Raw genomic sequence first — 21,187 nt, 5'->3', positions numbered from 1 at the left:
TTATGAAAAGAGGTAGAAAGTATGCAGTTCAAAATGATTCACGAAAATTATAACGTGGCAGACCTGGCAAAGTCCATGGCATTTTATGAGGAAGCTTTGGGACTGAAAGAAACCCGCCGCAAGGAGGCCGCTGACGGCTCCTTTATCATCGTGTACCTGGCTAACGAAAACTCCGACTTCGAGCTGGAGCTGACCTGGCTCCGGGACATGGACCGCCCTTACAACCTGGGGGACTGCGAGTTCCACCTGGCCTTCCGCACCGATGATTACGAGGCCGCTCACGCCAAGCATGAGGCCATGGGCTGCATCTGCTACGAAAATCCCCAGATGGGCATCTACTTCATCAAGGATCCGGATGGATACTGGCTGGAGGTTCTGCCACCAATAAAATAAAGGATTTCAGTTTGCCGTCGTGAAGGTACGAGACTTTTAGAACATTAACGGATGAGTTTTGTTAGTTTGTGGATTCTGTTCAGATTAAAAATGGGCTGAGCGGGACAGCTACCCATAGAAAACACGCTCTCGCTCCTAGTTGTGCCTCGCGTTACTAACATTCATCTATCGCCTGCGGCTCTGATGAATGAAGTAACGAGGCACAACAAAGGTTTTCTATGGGTACTGTCCTCACTCATCCCTTTCTTTGTCTGAACAGATATAAACAAAATGACAGAACCGCATACATTATTTGTTACCATAGTGCCCCATACAGCTTTACGAATAAGCCTGAAATAGGGGGGACGAAGTGGCTGGCGAAACCTGTTATTGCCGACCGTTGCATAAACGTACAGTGCCAACAACTCTGCTCACAATAGCAGGTTGCCTTGCATAGTTGTTGGCAGTATCAGGCTTCGCCAGCCTCCCAGCCCCCCCTATTTCAGGCTTGCTCGTAAAGTTAGATTGATTACCTTGGTAGCGTACAGCAGAATATAGTTGATAACTACGTGCATATCTGTTCAGACAAAAAGAGGGACAGGTGCGGCATATACCCAAAGAAAACCTTGAGTGCAGCCTCGCTTCTTAGCGAGTGCGAGCGTAAGCGATGCAGGAGCTTAGAAGCGCGAGGCTGTGCTAAGAGCGAGAGCGAGTTTTCTATGGGTACTGCCGCTACCTGTCCCTTTATAATGTCTGAACAGAGTCCACGAAATATCAAACTACATCATCAGTATATGCACGAAGTAACAATTAAGCACTACGACAAACTGGAATTAACAATAGTGTCCAAAAGTTTCGGGCTGTCCTCCTGCCTTACGGCATGAGTCTTGGTCATGGTAATTATCTTTTCTTTATGGTATAATACATATATACCAAATATAATAAGAGGGGTGCTTATTGTGTATACGAACGAAGACTTGAGGGCGCAGATCATCTATATTGTTAAGCACAAGTTGCGTATCATCGACGATGCCTTCATGAAGAAGGTATTTGAGGGGCATGATGAATGTATTGAGCTGGTGTTGCAGATTATTTTGGACAAGCCGGATTTAAAGGTCATATCCAGCAGCGTCGAATACACTATCTCCGGCTTCCAGGGGCAGGAAATAAGGCTTGACATCATAGCCTCCTTTGATGGTAAAATAGTAAACATAGAGGTACAGCGTTCGGAGCAGGGAGCAGGCATCAAGAGGGCGCGCCGCAACAGCAGTTACCTGGATGCCAATCAGTCCGATATTGGCAGGTATGGCGAGCAGCTGGCTGAAACCTATGTGATTTTCATCACCGAAAAGGACAAGTTCAGGCTGCAGCTTCCCCTGTACCACATTGAACGCTGCCTTATGGAAACAGGCCAGGCTGTAAATGATGGTGCACATATCATCTATGTAAACGGAGAATACCGTGGCGATGATGCCGTAGGCAGGCTGATGCATGATTTTTTCTGCACCCGGGCCGCAGACATGAATTACCGTGTGCTGGCCAACAGAGTCAGTGATTTCAAAGAAAGTGACAAAGGAGTGAGTGACATGTGCGAGTCCTTAGATGATTTGATGCAGCTGGTCCAGGAGAGGTTTAAAAACCAAGGTATCAACCAGGGCAGAGCTGAGGGCAGAGCTGAGGGCAGAGCTGAGGGCAAAGCTGAGGGCAAAGCTGAGGGACAGTCAGAAATCAATGCACTGAACAGAATCCTCATCAAGGCAGGCCGCTTCGATGACCTTGCCCGTGCCACAGAGGATGCAGCTTATCAGCAGCAGCTTATGGCAGAGCTTCTGCCCACTGCCTGAAAATAACTTTATAAAATAAAACACCGTTATCATTAAGCCATACAAAACTTAATGACAACGGTGTTTTTCTTTTTTACCACTTTTTTACCAGGCATTGATACACATCCTGCTGCCGTAAAATTTCTGCGCACGATTCCCAATCTATGTGTTCAACCTGTTCATGATATTTCATTTCAAATGGATGCTTTTCAGGCAAAGAATCAATTCGCTTTTTAGCTTCTTCAATATTGCCAATGGCCACATCTACCCATACATCTTCCAATACATCCGGCAACTGCCCAAACATTTTATAAATGCTCTCCATGCGATTGGATAACAACTGATGCACCCGATCCTCAACAGAATCCTTATAGCGTAGATTGCACACATAAACCGTATCATACATCTGGCCTATACGTTGAATACGCCCTTTTCGCTGCTCCAGCCTGGTTGGATTCCACGGCAAGTCAAGATTAATCAAAGTTCCTAACGTTTGCAAATTCAAACCTTCACTAGCTGCATCCGTACCCACAAGGATTTTGAGTTTCCTATCCCTGACCATCTGCTTAATCTCCGTTTTTTCCTGCCTATGCCAAATCCCCTGCCTAAAAATACCTGACTTGCTGCCACCGGCATATACGCCAATTGGTTCTGCCATCGCCTTTGATAAACAACGTGCCACCCATTCCACCGTATCATAATACTGCGAAAAAATTATACAGCCGAGCTGTTTCCACGGCTTGGTACAAACACCACTTTCCAAGGTCATGCCTTCATTCAAAATCTTATATACCTTGTCATACTTTGGGTCAAGGTGTTCATTGGTTAATGCTACTTCCAATAGGCCAACGAATTTCTCCAGTACCTCCTTTTCACGCTGGGTAAGATTTTTCAGGCTATCAGTACCATCAGAATTATTTCTCGCCTGCTGGGAAGATGTGCTCCCACGCACATTATCCTCAAACTCCCCTCCAATATCCTCCAGCTCTCCATTATCATCTGCATTCTCATCATCAGATGCAAGGTACATCTGAACCAGCTTATCAGTATTTTGCCATTCCGTAAGAATTTTCCTGCCCGTATTCAAACCGGCAATCATAGAACTGCCCACCCGCTTCAAAAGCAACGTTTTAAACAACCCGGCAGATGGACTTCTTTCCTGTATAAGCTGGCAAAAAATTTCAGCACAAGCATATGCATTACCCAAATAACCTTCCAAAACCAAGGCTTCCCTTGCTGATTCCCCCACCAGCTTAACACTAATTTTAGGCAAATATGTCTGCCCAGTTTCCGGATTCACAGTATTTTCCAAATAGCTGCGCTCCCTACGAATAATATGGCGTATGTAAGGATTATGCATGCCAAAAAAATTCTTTTTTAAGCAAATATCCTTTGCACGCTTGCGATCAGACGGCTCAAAGTCACTCAATAGCTTTGCACAGACAAAATCCCCATCCGTCATGCCGGTTCGCTTGCGCAAACGCCCAAAATAGTGCACATCTTCTTCAGATGGCGGAAAAGGATTCCTCACCCATTGCCATATTTCATTTTCTTCCTTCAACTTGCTTTCCCCGGTAATTAAGTCAAGCCCCTGCAGCACACTTTCAGCCGGCCCTAGCCACTTACTGCCATTCCTCCCCAAAACACTGTCACTACCTTGAGAAAGTATATTCAGCAAGTCATATGCCTCTACCTTGTACATTTGCACAGGTGTAGCAGTAGCCAGAAGCATACTATGTGTCCTTAAAGAAATTTGCAGCAAGAATCTATACAAATTATTCATTTCAGGCTTTTGATTCAATTTCTGCTCACTCAGGTTACGCCGCCTCGCCCTATGAGCTTCATCTACAATTACACATTCATAATACTGCTGCAATAGACTTTCTTTTAATTTTTGGCATGCCTGGCTGCCGTTGCTAATAATCCCCTGGGATATAATACCCATACGCCGTGGGCACTTGCTGACAGGCAGGGGATATTCAACACCATTTTCATCAACCCATTGCTTATTGCGCCAGATAGCAGACGGTAGCCCCATCAGATCCTTCAATTCCCCCTGCCACTGTTCCATCAATGTCTTGGGCACAACAATCAAAATAGGCCTGTCACCATACAATGCCATAAGCTCTGCTGTAACAGCAAGCTGCACTGTTTTTCCCAAGCCTACCTGATCTGCCAGCACATATCTAGCTCCATAGCTGGTCTTGTGGTCACGAAATGCTCTATCCACAAAATATTTTTGATGCTCCCACAAACCAAAATTCTGCCTGTAAATAGGAGCCTCAACTGTTGCCGAAGCGGGATTTGCAGCCTTGTTCCGCCACTCATCGACAGAGCCAATTACATGGCGGTCTTTTAGCCGCTTTATATCTGACACAACATAATCTGACAGGGCAATCGCTTCCGGATGATTCCACAAGCGGTCAAATTCCTCCTGAACCCATGCCACCGTTGCATCTGCATCATCCTCCCAGACCAGCTCATAGTTGCCCTTCCAGCCCATATAAGTCGCATTAGCCGACCCCAAAAAACTGCTCCGGCTGCCATCAGCCCTGGTAAAAACACCAGCTTTTCCATGTTCTAAGCCAAAGCTCTCCGAGGGCAAAACCCTTACTTCCAGCTTGCCTGTTGCCAAAAACTCATACAGCCTCTGAAAACGCTTGCTACAGTCGGGCAGGTTTTCAGGCTGAAAACTATTCCACTCCTGCCGCATTGCTTCTGCTGCCAATTTCGCGGTTTTCACATCTTCCACATCAAGCTGCGAGTTACACACCAGGCGCACCTTCCCTGCCATGCTTTCCAAAGCTTCTCCGGCAATATCCAAAATAGAAGATGAAAAATACCCTGCGATGCGGTCATAAGCCTGTGCCCCCTGCAAATTGCCGGTAAGCACCTCAATAAAAGGCTTTCCCCGCAAAGATGAATAGCGTTTCATAACCAATATACCCCATAAACCTGCTTGAAGTCATCATATGCCATCATTTCGGATTGCTTCCCTGAGCATCCTGATATACTCAACTGTATCCTGCCAATGCTCTACGTTCTTATTCCCTTGCATTTTTGCCATAAAATCCAGTAATGCTACAATATCGTTGCGCAATTCCCAATACTTGTTGCCCTCATGGTAATGAGAACGTAAATAACTGCATCCTTCCTGCACATTATCTTTTTCCATAGACTGATAGAGTGCCGCCAATATCTGCCGCAAAAGCGAGCTGCCGAAACCATGCTCATTCATGTAAGTCATGCGATACTCCTTCGGCAATTTCAGGCGCACCTTATTTGCCTTGGTACTTCCCAGCATATCCTGATAGTCAGCAACGCCAAAGCCACGGGCCAGCTCCTGAAAAGCACTGCTCTTATGGACACCATTCATCTCCATGCCCAGCCCCTTGATATAAAAACGTTCCTCCACAGTCAGCTTCGACCACAGCATCGGCTGGATGCCCTCAGGCACAAGATAATCATAGGCCTCCTTGCGCGCAGTATTAATAATCTTTGTTACAGGGCTGTCCATCTTGCTTTCACGGGCTTTTTCCAGCTCATATTCCACATCCAGTCCCTCAATATTCGCATATGAAGTCAGCACTTTCAGGGCTGCCACATAAGCTGCCAGCAAATAATCTCCATCATTGAAGTCGGGACTGCTCATATCATCCAAATCATGCATGGAGTCTATCTGCGCCTTGACCTCATCACGAATATCCTCATACAGTTCATCCTCAAAGGCTTCTTCATCAGTAGTGCGCTTGCGCAAAACCATTAAAACAGTTCCCTTGACATAATTCCCCTGCTTCAAACCACCGGATTCAGTTTCTGTAGCAATGCACCAGGCAGCTGTTACCTGCAGCCCCGCCGACCAGAGAATCATGGCCAGCTCCGCCCAGACCTTAGTGTCCTGATGGGTAAACATCACAATCTGCAGGCCATTATCAGGCATATGCGCAGCCAAATTCTTATACGCGGCAACCATAGACTGATTGAAGGATTTTCCTTTCCCCTTTATGGCTAATGCCCTCTTTGTATCAGTATACCAATCTGGAAAAGCTTTTTTTATCAATGCCTTGTCCCAGGCAAGGAAAAACTCCGTCAGCTCGTGGTAATTCACTGCATCGGCATAAGGCGGGTCAGTTATCCATATATCGCAAGCATCATCAACTTCAGCCGCATGTTTTATATCGATTTTATTATAAAAATTAACAGCATGAATACGAAATAATAAATTATATATGCTCCATATAGTAAAAGATGTTCTTACCGCGTAATTATGAAGTGTATTTAGTGCTTGATTATAAAAAGTATTTTCACTTTTATCTCCTATTGTAAACCATATTGACAACTTTGAATTAAAATCATTTAATTTATTTAATGTTAATATTGAAACAACTATTTCATTTTTATTTTCTGCCAACTCCAACGACTTTTTTACAAACAGCCCCAACATTAAAAGCTGCCTTGGATTAAACAGCTGATGCCAGTATTTCCAGCCACGGGTTCGTATAGGTTCATCAGTTTTATCTCCAGCTACAATCTCCCCGCTAGGAATATATCCCTTTTCCTGCCATTCCTCAAAATGCTCTTTCACATATTCATATACCCGTTCTTCCCGCGCCAAATCTGCCGCAGCAGGCTCCACATAATACGACTCGCCAAAAGTATTATCTGTCACCGGCCCCGGCTTCTTGCGCAGCCCTTCCTTAGTGCGATTCGGCTTTGTCACCTGCACATACTTGATGGCATAAAGACGCTCCTGATAAATATCATCAGGACGGGGAACAAAATCCTTTCTTTCCCACTTGCGCAAAAAACTTCCCTCATCGCCACCGCGAATTGACCTTATCGAAGTAATATTCCGGCAGTGAGGGCACACCAATGAATCACGCTGGATTGTAGCATTTTTATCCACACCCTTGGTATCATTTACCGTCACCAGATGCATAGCAAAGTGCTTCTCCCCGGTATCTTCCAATTCCACTACCAGCTTCTGCTTTTTGCTCACCACCAAAGAAGGCAAGGTAGGCACCAGATAGCCGCACTCAGGACATACTATTTCATGGCAATACAAATAATACTTTGCATAACTATGAGGCTTGTACTCCGGATTTTCCTCCACACCAAGGGAATCAATCTCAGCACAGACCTCATCAAAAACCTTCTCCTGAAATTCGTTAAGCTTTTTCTGCTCATCTTCACTGCAGCCCAAAAGATGCAAATCAGCCCAGGTCAATATCCCTGCCAAGGGATTTAAGTCTGAACCATATACATCACACCCCATACGGGCAGGCTCAAACACATTAGAACCGCCACCCGAAAAGCAATCCCCTACTCTCGGAATATGGCCAAAACGCTTTTTGCCCAGCTGCTGTGCCAATTCCTGCAAGCTATGGGCATCAGTTTCCAAGTGGGCATTTATCTCATGCCATGCGGACTCATCCGGGCCATCTATCTCCTCCGGACGGCAGCTTACATCCAGCATGGCACTATACTCAAGCTGATTAAACAAATCCCGTTCCTGCAATTTAGCAGCCTGTTTTTCATGCCTGCGCCAAAATCCGGCCTTGTCCATAGTCAAAATCTTCAAGAATATTTCCTTGTCCCGCCTTGCATCATCAGATACCGGCAACAATGCGCCAAACAGTGCCGCCCTGACTAAAATCAGGGGCTTGCGTCCCCACCATTTCCCCAGCCCTGTCAAGGTCTGGCTACGTCCTGCCTTGCGCTCACGATAACTTTCCTTGGAAAGCTTTGCTACTGGAAACTGGGTTTCAATAAAAGATTTAGTATAATCAAGCATTTGCGCCAACCTGCCTATCCATATAAAATAAAAACATTCGCTTACCTATGCTGTGCCAGGCTTTCCAGAAAATCCCCCTGACATACCATTTCCTCCACAGGATTTTCAGTCAAGGCATACCGCAGGGCACTGCGCCAGCCCAGTTTATCATCAGCCTCCCCGGTCGATGCATTGGTCATCGTAAAAAGCCACCAGCGTTCTTCCCTGCTAAGTCCGCACCAATTCTGCACCGCTTTATCAATCACGCTAGAATCACAGTCCTCTATTGCCCAAAGGAGCACCATCATCTCTTTTCCCAGCAATCTTTCCACTGGAATATGACCTGATTTGAAACGGCCTGTCAGCTTGCCTTCTGCCTTCAGTGTCCTATTGAACTCCCTCTCCAGGACAGGTTTCACAGCCCTCCATTTTTTGTATGGCAAAATAATCTTGTGCCGTATTTTTTCCTTTTCTTCCTCATCATTTACAGGAACCATTGGCATAACACAGTGCGCATCGTATGCCGCCTGCTCCATATAGGCTTTGGAAACAGTCAGCGGCAGTGCCGTATACTGAACATCTCCTTCATCCCAGACAAACCTTTCATAAACAGATACACTCTGTTTATTGCCAGCCTTAGGCACAATCACCATAAAATGCTGCTGTGCTTCCTCAGGGTCAAAGCCAAAGCCGATAGTTTTCTTTCTTTTCATTTCATTCCACCAGGCACTTTATCCTCTACTGCCTGATAGCCTCCCCATATTTCTTAATTTCTTCCCGGCGTTCTCCTACCCACTTGCTAAAGTCACGGCCAGACACAAACCATAAGCCAGACAACTCCACAGTATGCTTGGTCTTTTCCAAACCGAGCACATTCTGCCTGATGTTCTCCAGCTGCTTTTCGATGGCATTGCCATCCAGCCTGACACCGGAAGCGGAAATTTCCACAAAAATACTGTCATCATTGGCATCACTCAACAGTATTCTTTCCACATCAGCCTGCAAATGCCACTTTTTCATATCCACCAGAAATTCATACACATCTTTGTTGCTGTTGTAACTAAAGTTTTTCTGCAGGCAAAGCGGCTTATCAGGCTGAATTTCCACATCACCGCCACAGCCTGTCCCATGTCCGCCATCCAATCTTGGCAGCATCTGGGATAGCACTTCACCCCATATATCTTCCTTTTCATAATATGTTACAGCCTGCAGCATGGACATTTCCTTGGTTACAACAAAAGGTTCCTGATACACTGCTGCCGTTTCCTTATCAGGATTTGAGCCATCCGTAGTATAGTATATCCTGACCTTGGGATTTGTTGCCTTTAGGCAGCAATATTTGCGCCCCCCCTGGTCATAATAACTGTACTGCACCTTGACATTATTTTCCCAACGGCACAAATCACCGGTTTCGTGCACCTCCGTAGAATCAACGCACAAAAAGTACAGCAGCATTTCATCAGTCTGAAAAGCACTGCAATCTTTTACCCGTGCAGAAGCTGTCGTTGCCTGCTGCTCAACTTCCCAATACACGATATCGCCATTCTCCGGCACAATATTGAGCAGCACTGTACCATCTTCCAGATATTTTGCACGGACAGACACCCCGGTTTTAGGTGCAGGCGGTTCCTTATCCAGCATACCGCCTTCCTCTGCCCAAATGCCATTTACCACATATCTATCCTTTGCATCTTCCAAGCCTGAAGGAATATACCAGTTCCAAGACATATTGGTTGCCGCCCGTTCTACCAAATCATGCCAGCTCATCTTATTAGCAGTAAACAGCCTTTTTTCTATTTTTTTGCGGAACGTGTCCTCAAAAAGCTTTTCCTGGGTTGTAAACTTGCCAGCCTCCATTAGCAGATTTCTTATTTGCGCCTCAGGATCAAAATTGTTGGATCGAAAATCCATTGTAATCTCCTTGCTGCGCAAAGTATCCTTAGCCGGATAATAAAGCGTAACAAAAGTCTCGGTCATAGCGGAACGCATACGCATCAAAATCCTATCCCGCAAGCTTTCTGCTGCCATATACTGGGTATCTTTTTCCGAAATATGCTCTGCCTGCAACTCCTGAATGATGGACATAATTGCCTTGTATTCCTTTGATACTTCCAGCAGGCTTTCCATAGTATTTTTCTGACCGGACAAGAACATAATGCGATTTTTATACACAGCATTATTGTAAAAATCAATAAGTTCCTTAGGAAATTTCCCATTATCCACAGGCTCAAACAACACTAATGTAACCTGGTTCTTATTTAGCTGAATTTCATCTATGGCAGGAAAAACATTCACTTTCTGATAGCAATCTTTTACCCGTGGGGAAAACTTATCCTGCAAAACCTTTTTGATTTCCTGCTTTGCCTGAGCGTTATTGTAGGAAGTCACTATACTGTTCAGCTTGGCATTTACATTCTGTATGTCCCTAAAATAAAGATGGCCTCTCTCGTCCGCATACAAATACCATGCTGCATTATTAAATTCCTCTATCAGATTTCTGAAATTGGACATATCACGCCCGGGAGCTACCATGTAACCTATAATTTCATTGGCAGTCAGACCAAGAATGACACCTGTTACATCTCCCAGCGATGCCATCAAAATCATTTTGGCAATTTCCTGCATGTCGTGGCTGCCCGTCCTTGCATCAATTACTTCTGCAGCTGCCCTTCCTTCAGAAACTATATCACGGGACATAGCCAGCTGCAGCTTTGGCTTGATTGCAGAAACCATAGAAACTGTAAGATTATCATGCAAATCAAAATCAAAGGCATTAATGAGATACTTTTCCTTTGCTTTCTTACCTTCATTGCCAAACAGGGAACGAACCATCAGACGTGTCAAGCGGATAAATCCCCTTGTCTGCTGGAAATTATTGTTTTCTTTAAAACGAGCAAACAAATCTTTTATGCATGGATGAAACGGGTAAACTTCGCAAATACCCGTATATACACTATTAACATCATAGCCGGTATAATTCATCTGACGCGCCTTGCTGACAGCATCCTTGTATTCAGCCGCAACGGCTTCAATCTCTGCTTTCTCAGGCAGGGCACTAAAAAGCTTTTTCTTTAAAATCTTATACAAGTCATCAGAAGTAGCCCGCACAGGTTCAATATCCATAGATGTACGGGAAATCTCGTTATCCAAATCTTTGAAGGTATTCTGCAGCAAATCACTGCCACTTTCATAAGTTGCATTCAGATCAGAAACCACAATGCATACCTTGGCCAACTCGCCACCCTTGTTGACAGCATTAAACAGATTTGCCAAAGCCGTTACTGTTATATCCGCTACAGTGCCAGTGCCACTAGGCTGAGTCTTTAAGTAGGACAAATAAGGTGGCAGCTCATCCAGCACAATTAAAAGTGGTGCTCCCTTAAGCAATTCAATCCAGGCATTCTGGCCAGGGGCTGCCAATGGCGCATAATAATCCTTGAAGGCTTCCTTCTTGCCAAGCTGCTCAGCAATTTCGCCCCAAATCCCGTATTTTATATCGCTGTTGCGGCCAGTATAACTTACAACCCTGACCTCATCCTTAAAATCATGGATTATATTTGCAGGAACCGCTTCACGCAGAGCAGGATATTTTGCCAAAAGAGCCAGTGCAATCATGTTATGGGTTTTGCCACCACCCATAGACTGCTTCAAGCGTATGAGGCCTCGTGCTCCTGTACCTGAAAAACGCTGAAAAGCCATATCAACCAAAGTATTCATGCCTTCAGTTATATAATTTTCAGAAAAAAATTTTTTCGCATCAATGCTTCCATCAACTAGATTTGCTAAATCCAGCGCATCATCCTGCTGATTATCCAAAAAGACATCCTGTCTCACCTGACAAAGCTCATATAAACTTTTCATAACCCGCGCCCCTTAAGAAAATTGTTATATGCGTATAAATTCTACAAGCTACAAAGAAAATCCTGCTTTTGTGTATAACTTTGCAAAAATATTATGCCATAAAGTGCTCATACTCATATTCAGACACAACCACTGAGTAATCCGAAAATAGAAAAAAAGGGCTGCCCCGAAGGGCAGCCCGTACAAATCATCATCTTACTTCGCACCCAGCATAGCCAGCATGGTACCGGCGGCAACAGCCGTACCGATAACACCGGCAACGTTAGGCCCCATTGCATGCATCAGCAGGAAGTTAGAAGGATTAGCCTTCTGGCCTACAACCTGGGAAACACGCGCAGCCATCGGCACTGCAGATACACCGGCAGAACCGATCAATGGATTAATCTTCCAGCCGGACAGACGGCACATAATCTTGCCCAGGATAACACCAGCCGCAGTACCGCCGGCAAAAGCCAGCAGGCCCAGGCCGATAATCATCAGGGTCTGTACAGTCAGGAAGTCTTCGGCGTTCATAGTCATACCAGTACCTGTTGCCAGGAAAATCGTCACGATGTTGCAGAGCGCGTTCTGAGAAGTATCAGACAGGCGGTCAGTAACACCGGACTCACGGAACAGGTTGCCCAGCATCAGCATGCTGATGAGGGCTGCTACAGGCGGCAGCAATAAGGAAATCAAAATAGCGGAAGCAACCGGGAATACCATCTTCTCAAAATGGGTTACGTTACGCAACTGGTCCATCTTGACTTCGCGTTCCTTCTGCGTAGTCAGGGCCTTCATAATCGGCGGCTGAATCAACGGTACCAGGGACATATAGGAATAAGCCGCCACCGCAATCGCACCCAGAAGGTTAGGAGCCATCTTGGATGCCATATAAATAGCAGTAGGGCCGTCCGCACCACCGATGATACCGATAGCAGATGCCTCCTGGGCCGTAAAGCCCAAAAGCATGGCGCCTGCCAGGGAAATAAACACGCCGAACTGGGCAGCTGCACCCAGGAACAGCGTATTCGGGTTAGCAAGCAGCGGGCCGAAGTCGGTCATTGCACCTACGCCCAGGAAAATCAACGGCGGGAAAATCTCAAACTTGATACCATAATTGATAACCTGCATTACACCAGGCTCCTCAAGAAAGCCAGTGCAAGGGAAGTTAGCCATAATACAGCCAAATGCGATCGGAGTCAGCAGCAAAGGCTCGTACTCCTTGCCAATAGCCATGTACAGCAGGAAAATGCCCACGATAATCATCGCTACATTTCCCCAAGTCAATGCTGAAAAGCCACTGTCAAGCCATACGGACTGCAAAGAAATCGCAAAAGCGCTAAAAATTTCCATTAATCAATGCACCCCTTGTGTGTCAAATTTTCTTCAGGGCAATCACCTTGGCAGAGTCAGTCCAATTCTGGCGCACCGCCGGCCGGATTGCCTTCACCCTGGAAAAGCCCACGCCCATTGCGGCCAAAGCCCCTGCGATTACTGCTACTGTGTCCTTGTTTACACCATTTGTTACTGCCATAATAATTGCCTCCTCATTCGTTAAAAAAATACAATACTACCTGTCATTTCTCAAACCACGAATGCGAGCTGCGCCGGCCCAGCTTCTTCTCTCAGCCGGACGAATCGCCTTGATTTGGGAAAAGCCAACACCATATGCTGCCAAAGCACCAGCAATAGCAGCCACTGTCTCACCGCTGATCCCAGGAGCAACTACAGGAGCCGCAGGCTCTGCCGCCTTCGCAGGGGCAGCCTTCTTCGGCTTGGCCGGAGCTGCTGTCGGATGAGTCTTCTTCTTCGTTCTCGGCTTCGTTGGATCAATGAAGTGAATCACACGAATAAAAAGGCTCAGGAGAAACAGTACCGCAAATACAATTGTCATGTTGATAAGCATGATGACAACTGGATTTGACATTTGATTATCCATATAGACACCGCCTTAAAATAATAGTTTCCGCTGTTATAAGCATTAAGCAAATGTCAAATAAAATATCTATACATTCCACACCTATGCCCTACAGCTTTCTAATAACGCCTTATCACATTATAACAGAAATTCCAAATATGTAAAAGTAGGTTATGAGAATATTTTCCATAACTTTTGGCTATAAATAGTTATATCAGCAATTTTTTCAGCTTCTGCACATACAGCCTACGGAAGGCTGCATACTCTCCCAGCCCCTTCGTAGAGCAGCGCACGGCAAAGCCTGCCCCCTGCAGCACTGATTTCCAGGACTCCGGGGAGTCACCTGCCAGGTCATGAATGGCATGATTGCCCCCTGCCAGAAGCAGCGGACGCAGGTACACCTTCCTGGAACCGCATTCTGCCAGCCTTTTCAGCACATCAGCCTTGTTGGGATAATCATCAGGCTCCACCACGCCGATATGCATCCGCCAGCCCCGGCTGTCAGCGTACTGCTGCAAAAGCTCGTAGGCTGGATTGTGCTGATGAGGGGAGCCGTGCCCCATGAACACCATGTCCTCATCCTCAGCCAGCCCGGATAGCCCCAGCACATCATCTGTCAAAAAAGCAAAATCCTCTGCCTCGTTCACAGTAAAGACCGGCTCCATCACCTGCAGGCTGGCAAATCTATCCGCAAAAGCCTCTGCCCCAGGCACAATCTTCTTCTGAAATTCCTCCCCCGGCGTCAGATGGGTGGGCATAACCACCACATCCTCATACCCTGCACCGGACAATTCATCCAGAAGCTCCTCGAGGGAAGGATATACATATCCTTCCCTTGCCATCTTTTTGCGCAAAAAGCTGCTGGTCCAGGCCTCCCGTACCTCAAAGTCCCGGAAAGCCTCCCTCACATCAGCCAGCAGCGCATCAAGGCAGCGTTCCTTCACATGGATATCCCCCACGCCAAAGGACACTGCCACAATAGCACCCTTCGTCATTATTTTGCACCCTGCTCTGCCACAACCACATCGGCAATCTTCTGGCAGATGACCTCCAGCTGCGCCTGGTCAGGCCCCTCCGCCATAACGCGAATCAGCGGCTCAGTGCCGGAAGGACGTACCAGGATGCGTCCCTCTGCCCCCAGCTCCTCCTCACCTGCCTTGATGGCAGCCGCGATATTGGCATTTTCCTCCCAGCCCTCCTTGGACTTCACCACTACATTGACCAGAAGCTGAGGATAGCTGGTCATCAGCTCATTCAGTTCCGACGGCTTCTTGCCGCTTCTCTTGATGGCGCACAAGGTCTGCAAAGCAGTCACAGGGCCATCTCCCGTAGTGCTGAAATCTGAGAAAATAATATGGCCGGACTGCTCGCCGCCCAGATTGTAGCCGTTAGCCAGCATGTTTTCCAGCACATAGCGGTCGCCTACCTTGGTAATCTCAGCCCTGCCCCCCAGGCCCTTGACAGCCTTGTGGAAGCCGATATTCGCCATGACGGTAGTCACCACCGTATTATCCTTCAGAGTGCCATTGGCAATCATCTCCTTGGCGCACATCACCAGCATGTGGTCACCGTCAATCACATGGCCCTTCTCATCCACGCACAGGCAGCGGTCTGCATCCCCGTCATGGGCAATGCCAAAATCAGCCCCCTGAGCCACTACAGCCTTCTGCAGCATCTTCAGATGGGTAGAACCGCAGTTGTCATTGATATTTACACCATTTGGCTGGTCATTGAGGACAGTCACCTCTGCCCCCAGCTGCTTCAAAACTGCCGGCATGGACTCAAAGGCCGCGCCATTGGCACAGTCCAGCACAATCTTCATGCCATCCAGCCGCTCACTGGCGGTAGACACCACAAATTCGATGTACTCCTTCACAAAATCATGGCGATAAGTCACAGTGCCCATCTGTGAGCCGGTAGCACGATACATCTGGTCCTCCTGCTCGATAGTGCGCACGATGTTCTCCAGCTCATCCTCTACTGCATCCGGCAGTTTGTAGCCATTGCCGCCAAAGAATTTGATACCGTTGTCATGGAATGGATTGTGGGAAGCAGAAATCACAATACCTGCCTTTGCCCCATGCTTCTTGGTAAGATAGGCAATGGCAGGCGTAGGAATAACCCCCGTCACCACCGCATGGCCACCGGCAGAGCAGATGCCTGCCACCAGTGCCGCCTCAAACATCGGGCCGGAAATACGGGTATCGCGGCCAATCAGAATCACAGGCGCCTCATCGCTGTCATCCTCGCCAAAATACAGGGTGGCAGCCCGCCCCATGCGATACGCCAGCTCAGGCGTCAGCTCCAGATTTGCCTCACCGCGAACACCATCAGTACCAAACAATCTTGACATAAAACAAAACCCTCCGCATCAAGCTCATAATACTTACATAATACTTACATAAACAATACTCGCATAATACTCATATAGCATTTGCATAATACTCATAAAATGCCCCTAAAAGCCAAAGCAGCTTCCGCTTTTCTAGCCATTATCCTATATATTATGACTGTTTTCACGCAAAAATGCAAGTGATGCGTTCATTCCATCCAATGCCGCGCTCATAATTCCCCCGGCATAGCCAGCTCCCTCGCCGATAGGATACAGCCCGGGCATGCTGACAGACTGATAGCTTTCACGGTCACGGACAATCCTGCAAGGTGCCGAGGAACGGGTTTCCACGCCGGTCATTACCGCCCCCTCATGGGCAAAGCCATGAATTTTCCTGTCCCAGTAAGGCAGGGCGGCTGCCAGCATATCCGTCACAAACCCCGGCAGGCAGCCATGCAAATCCACCGGCTTCACTCCCGGCAGATAGCCTGGCTTGGTCAGAAAATCCCGGGAGCCCTGCCGCCCGGACAGAAAATCTCCCACCGTCTGCACAGGTGCCCGATAGTCACCGCCCCCCAGCCGGAAGGCAAGCCGCTCCCACTGCCGCTGGAACTCAATGCCCCCCAGCACATGGCTGGCAAAATCCGCCGTATTCACCGTCACCAGCAGCGCGGAATTTGCCACCCCGGAATCGCGGCGATAATTGCTCATGCCATTAGTCACCACGCCCCCGGCCTCCGAGGCCGCGGCCACCACCTGGCCCCCCGGGCACATGCAGAAGGAATAGGCTCCCCTGCCGGATGCCCTGTCATTGTAGGTCAGGGCATAATCAGCCACCGGCAAAAGAGGGCTGCCTGCATCCTGCCCGTACTGGGACACATCAATAAGCTCCTGAGGATGCTCTATCCTGACCCCGATGGCAAAGGGCTTTGCTTCCATGGCTATACCCCTATCAAAAAGCATCTGATAAGTATCCCTGGCGGAATGGCCGATGCCCAGGAAGACAGCCCCTGCTGACAGCCTTTCCTGTCCATTCAGCTGCACGCCCCGGAGCCTGCCATCACTATCTGCCTCAAGCCCTGTCACCTGGGTTTCAAAGCGCACCTGCCCTCCCAGGCGGATAATCTCCTGGCGGATGTTCTTCACCACCTGCCGCAGCATATCCGTACCGATGTGGGGCTTGTGCAGGTACAGGATTTCCTCCGGGGCACCGGCTGCCACAAAATCCGCCAGCACCTGCCCCATCAGCGGGTCATTGACACGGGTAGTCAGCTTGCCATCGGAGAAGGTTCCGGCTCCCCCCTCCCCGAACTGCACATTGGATTTTTCATCAAAGCCGCCGCCAGACCAGAACCTGGCTATATCCTCATGGCGCCTGTCCACATCACGGCCACGCTCCACCACCACAGGCTGCCAGCCCTGCCGTGCCAGGGTAAGTGCCGCAAACATGCCGGCAGGGCCAAAGCCCACTACCACAGGCGGCTTATCCTCCCTGCCCGGAGGCGAAAACTGCCCAAGGGATGCCATCGCCTCCGGCGCCTCAGATACATTCCTGTCCTTTTTCCAGCGGCTCAGAAGCTTTTTCTCGCTGCCCTGCACCGCCACATCCAGCATATACACAAACCTGATGGGAGCACCATGAAAACGCCTGGCATCCACCGCCTTCCTGACCACCTTCACCAGGCTGACCATATCGGCAGCCACGCCCAGCCTCTCTGCCACCAGCACCTTCAGCTCCCTGGCATCATCAAAATTCACATTAAAATTTGCAATCCTTATCAATATGTCCACTCTCCACGCAAAAAACACTGAACGCAAAACACTTGCCAATGACATTATATCATTGACAAGTGCCAGCTATCCACAAAATATATCCGTTATATTTTGCAGCATTTATATTTTTACATCATTTTTTATTGATTTTGATACCCACGCTCACGGTCTTATTCGGTGAAGTCACCCCTTCAGGCAGCACCAGCTCCACATCCCTGGTTCCTTCCTCCGTCATGCCAGCCAGGGAAACAGGCTGCGTCTCCAGGCTCTTGATATCTGCCAGCAGCCTGGTAGCACCGCTTATCTCCACCTGGGCAGGCTCCACCGTCACACCTCCCAGCTTGTAGCCCTCCGGCAGAATCCCGTTCACCACAGGCTTTACCGCCACAACCTTCTTGCCCATGCCCGGCACCAGCTGCACAGTCACATCCATCTCCCCCGGCAGCACCGAAAGATTGGTGACCTGGTTGCCATCTGCGTCCACAGCCGTCAGCTTGACGCGCATGGTAAAATCAGCCGTATTGTCCGCCAGCTTTATCCTGCCTGCCGCCTTCACAATGGATTCCACCAGATGCCTCGGCCCGTATACATTGACATACTGCTGCACAGGCTGCACGCTGCCCACATCCATGCCCTGGGCAGGCTTGCCGCTGACGGCAATCTCCACCGGCACCCCGTGGGCAATCAGGCTCTCCATGCTCACGTTGACCACGGCATCGGACAGCTCCAGCAGCTCAAAGCCCTGGGGGATAACCGTCTTGATCTTCGCTTCATAATCCCCCTCGGTGTTGCCGGACAAATCGATGACCGCCTTGAAGTCATACTCATGGGCAGTTGCCATCAGGGAACGGGGTGCACGCACCTTCATACTGACTTCCCTGACATCCATGGTAACATTATACCCCTCCGGCGCATTGACAATCTCCACAGGCACCGTATAGGTAGCATTGACCGAAGGATTTTCCTCATTCATTACATAGCCCCACATGATAATCGCCGCAATCAGTGCCAGAATCTTGACAGGAAGATTGCGCCTAACCAGATTACGCAGATTTATCATCATTTATTCTTCCTCCAAGTATCAAACACATTTTTTATATCCTTCATCTTCAAGGTAGGATCTGCCTTGATGAGCAACGGACGAAGCCTTTTCTTCAGCTGCTCCGAATTCAGCCGCCTGGTAATATGACCATTCTCTGCAATAGACACAATGCCTGTCTCCTCGCTGACAATCACCACCACTGCATCACACTGCTCGGACAGCCCCAGGGCCGCCCTGTGCCTGGTCCCCAGCTCCGTGCTGAGGCCGCGGTTCTCCGTCAGGGGCAGCAGGCAGCCGGCGGCAATCATGCGGTTGCCCCGGATAACTGCCGCACCGTCATGGAGGGGCGTATTGGGAATAAACACGTTCATCATGAAGGGAGCCGTCACCAGCCCGTCCACCCTGATGCCGGTATCAATAATCTCATTGATGCCGATCTCCCGCTCCAGCACTATCAGGGCACCAATCTTCTTGGCAGACATGTTGAATACCACCTTGTCAATCTCGTTGACCAGGGTGTCAGCCTCCTCCGCATTCAGGTACACCGCAGAGCCCAGGAACTTGCCCTGGCCGATACGTTCAAGGGCACGCCTCAGCTCCGGCTGGAACACAATCGGCAGCGCCATGAACAGAAGATAGATGCTCTTGGACAGCAGCCAGTAGATGGCATGCAGCTCCAGGATATACGCCCCCAGCGCCACGCCCATCATCACGAACATCCCCTTAGCCAGGGTTATAGCCCTGGTATCCTTCAGCATCTCATAAGATTTGTACAAAATAACAGCTACCAGCAGTATGTCCACCACATCACGAAACCCAACTGTGGACAACAGGCCATGGTACTGTATCGGAACAGAAAAATCAAACGGCATATACATACTCCCCTACATAAAATGACAACAAACAAAACCCATGCACCAATACAAATTATTCCGAAAAATCTCCCTATATCTCTCATTCGCGAAAAAAAGCAGAAATCCTTCATTTTTCCGAAAAAATATAAATCTTTTTTGTGATTTTTTTATGAAAAGGACTGCAAATGCCCACAATCAGCCACAAAAAAAGCCGGAGAGACAGAAAATGCCTCCCCGGCTGCCTTGCCGTCAATTAATAAAATTAATACTCGCCGGCCACATCAATAAAGCCGTATACATCCTTTTCCTTGCCGGTGTGCAGGCCGTCAATGTAATCATACAGCTTCTGGGCGAACTGGCCGATCTTGCCGCCGCTGATTACCCTGTCCTGGCCCTGATAGCCCAGCACGCTGACAGGGGAAATGACAGCTGCCGTGCCGGAGCCGAATACCTCCTCCAGCTTGCCGTTCTCATAAGCCTCAATCAGCTCATCAATAGAAACTTTGCGCTCCTCGGTAGGGATGCCCCACTCCTTGCATACTTGCAGCACGGTGCGGCGGGTAATGCCGTCCAGGATAGTGCCGTCCAGCTCAGGAGTTACCACCTTGCCATCAATCTTAAAGAGGATGTTCATGGAGCCAACCTCGCCCACATACTTGTGCTCAATGCCATCCATCCACAAAGTCTGGTCGTAGCCCTTCTCGTGAGCCACCAGTCCGCCGTGAAGGGAAGCTGCATAGTTGGCAGGAGTCTTGGCCGCCCCCAGGCCGCCCTTCGGTGCGCGTACATAAGTATCCTCCACCATGATCTTTACCGGTGCAAAGCCATGGGCATAATAAGCACCTACAGGGGAAAGGATAATCATCAGCTTGTAGTACTGGCCTACGCTCACACCAAGATACGGATCAGTAGAGAAAATGAACGGACGAATATAGAGGCTCTGGCCAGGGCCATCAGGAATCCAGTCCTTCTCAATGTCAATCAGCTTCATGAGAGCATCATACACCAGCTTCTCATCCACAGCAGGAATATCCAGAATCTTTGCGGAACGATTCAGGCGAGCGACATGATCCTTGGCGCGGAAGACCACAGCCTTGCCCCCCTCATAGCGATACGCCTTGCAGCCCTCGAAAATAGCCTGTCCATAGTGCAAGGTGGCATTGGCAGGGCTCAGGGAAACCTCCTGATAAGGCACGATGCGAGGGTCATGCCAGCCCTCCTCCGGGTTGTAATCCATCTCAAACATATAATCAGTGAAGACGCGGCCAAAGCCAACCTTGCTGATATCCGCAGGTTTCTCTTTTAAGCTCTCCGCCTGTACAAAACGAATGTCTGCCATAAAAATACATCTCCTAACAATTCATCTGATAACTTTGTAACTGTGTAATGTATACATTTTAGGACTTTTCCACTCATAAATCAAGTAAATAAATAAAATTTATTAAAGTATCTATAAAACC

The 21,187-nt window shown here is 48.4% G+C and carries 15 protein-coding genes; 2 read left to right on the top strand and 13 right to left on the bottom strand.

All coding sequences use genetic code 11. The annotated features are described in order from the left end of the window. The first annotated feature begins 21 nt into the window (after positions 1 to 21). On the top strand, positions 22 to 393 hold the full coding sequence (locus FYJ84_RS11600; protein ID WP_154407772.1) for a VOC family protein: 372 nt from the start codon (positions 22 to 24) through the stop codon (positions 391 to 393). Between the two features lie 938 nt (positions 394 to 1,331). Beyond that, positions 1,332 to 2,216, top strand: a complete 885-nt coding sequence (locus FYJ84_RS11595; RefSeq protein ID WP_154407771.1) for a PD-(D/E)XK nuclease family transposase — start codon at positions 1,332 to 1,334, stop codon at positions 2,214 to 2,216. A gap of 73 nt (positions 2,217 to 2,289) precedes the next feature. Here FYJ84_RS11595 and FYJ84_RS11590 read toward each other — a convergent pair whose 3' ends face one another. The 13 genes from FYJ84_RS11590 to FYJ84_RS11530 all read right to left on the bottom strand — a co-directional run bounded on the left by FYJ84_RS11590 (position 2,290) and on the right by FYJ84_RS11530 (position 21,066). Continuing rightward, positions 2,290 to 5,130: a phospholipase D-like domain-containing anti-phage protein gene (locus tag FYJ84_RS11590; RefSeq protein WP_154407770.1), complete on the bottom strand. Its 2,841-nt coding sequence runs from the start codon at positions 5,128 to 5,130 to the stop codon at positions 2,290 to 2,292. A 33-nt stretch (positions 5,131 to 5,163) separates the two neighbouring features. Continuing rightward, positions 5,164 to 7,989 carry an anti-phage-associated DUF1156 domain-containing protein gene (locus FYJ84_RS11585; protein ID WP_154407769.1) on the bottom strand — a complete coding sequence of 942 codons (2,826 nt, stop codon included), beginning with the start codon at positions 7,987 to 7,989 and terminating at the stop codon, positions 5,164 to 5,166. A 41-nt stretch (positions 7,990 to 8,030) separates the two neighbouring features. Further along, positions 8,031 to 8,681: a DUF3780 domain-containing protein gene (locus FYJ84_RS11580; RefSeq protein WP_154407768.1), complete on the bottom strand. Its 651-nt coding sequence runs from the start codon at positions 8,679 to 8,681 to the stop codon at positions 8,031 to 8,033. 25 nt (positions 8,682 to 8,706) lie between these two features. Further along, on the bottom strand, positions 8,707 to 11,829 hold the full coding sequence (locus FYJ84_RS11575; protein ID WP_154407767.1) for a DUF499 domain-containing protein: 3,123 nt from the start codon (positions 11,827 to 11,829) through the stop codon (positions 8,707 to 8,709). Positions 11,830 to 12,024: 195 nt separating this feature from the next. Then, a complete protein-coding gene (locus FYJ84_RS11570) occupies positions 12,025 to 13,161 on the bottom strand; it encodes a sodium ion-translocating decarboxylase subunit beta (protein WP_154407766.1) in 1,137 nt (378 codons plus the stop codon). Between the two features lie 22 nt (positions 13,162 to 13,183). After that, positions 13,184 to 13,342: a hypothetical protein gene (locus tag FYJ84_RS11565; RefSeq protein ID WP_154407765.1), complete on the bottom strand. Its 159-nt coding sequence runs from the start codon at positions 13,340 to 13,342 to the stop codon at positions 13,184 to 13,186. 36 nt (positions 13,343 to 13,378) lie between these two features. Continuing rightward, entirely contained in the window at positions 13,379 to 13,747 is a 369-nt protein-coding gene (locus tag FYJ84_RS11560) for an OadG family protein (protein ID WP_154407764.1), read from the bottom strand. Between the two features lie 188 nt (positions 13,748 to 13,935). Continuing rightward, positions 13,936 to 14,721 (bottom strand): sirohydrochlorin cobaltochelatase, encoded by a 786-nt coding sequence (locus FYJ84_RS11555; protein WP_154407763.1) that lies wholly within the window; start codon positions 14,719 to 14,721, stop codon positions 13,936 to 13,938. Next, positions 14,721 to 16,079 carry a phosphoglucosamine mutase gene (gene glmM, locus FYJ84_RS11550; RefSeq protein WP_154407762.1) on the bottom strand — a complete coding sequence of 453 codons (1,359 nt, stop codon included), beginning with the start codon at positions 16,077 to 16,079 and terminating at the stop codon, positions 14,721 to 14,723. The genes FYJ84_RS11555 and glmM overlap by 1 nt, the downstream gene beginning before the upstream one ends. A gap of 144 nt (positions 16,080 to 16,223) precedes the next feature. Further along, positions 16,224 to 17,840 carry an NAD(P)/FAD-dependent oxidoreductase gene (locus FYJ84_RS11545; RefSeq protein ID WP_154407761.1) on the bottom strand — a complete coding sequence of 539 codons (1,617 nt, stop codon included), beginning with the start codon at positions 17,838 to 17,840 and terminating at the stop codon, positions 16,224 to 16,226. A gap of 124 nt (positions 17,841 to 17,964) precedes the next feature. Next, a complete protein-coding gene (locus FYJ84_RS11540; protein ID WP_154407760.1) occupies positions 17,965 to 18,894 on the bottom strand; it encodes a CdaR family protein in 930 nt (309 codons plus the stop codon). Continuing rightward, positions 18,891 to 19,745 (bottom strand): diadenylate cyclase CdaA, encoded by an 855-nt coding sequence (gene cdaA / locus FYJ84_RS11535; protein ID WP_154407759.1) that lies wholly within the window; start codon positions 19,743 to 19,745, stop codon positions 18,891 to 18,893. Before cdaA ends, FYJ84_RS11540 begins: the two co-directional genes overlap by 4 nt. A 244-nt stretch (positions 19,746 to 19,989) precedes the next feature. After that, positions 19,990 to 21,066 (bottom strand): branched-chain amino acid aminotransferase, encoded by a 1,077-nt coding sequence (locus FYJ84_RS11530; RefSeq protein WP_154407758.1) that lies wholly within the window; start codon positions 21,064 to 21,066, stop codon positions 19,990 to 19,992. Between the last annotated feature and the right edge of the window lie 121 nt (positions 21,067 to 21,187).

This window comes from Anaerovibrio slackiae, from assembly GCF_009695585.1.
Lineage (GTDB): Bacteria > Bacillota > Negativicutes > Selenomonadales > Selenomonadaceae > Anaerovibrio > Anaerovibrio slackiae.
This window is presented reverse-complemented; position numbering and strand designations above follow the sequence as displayed.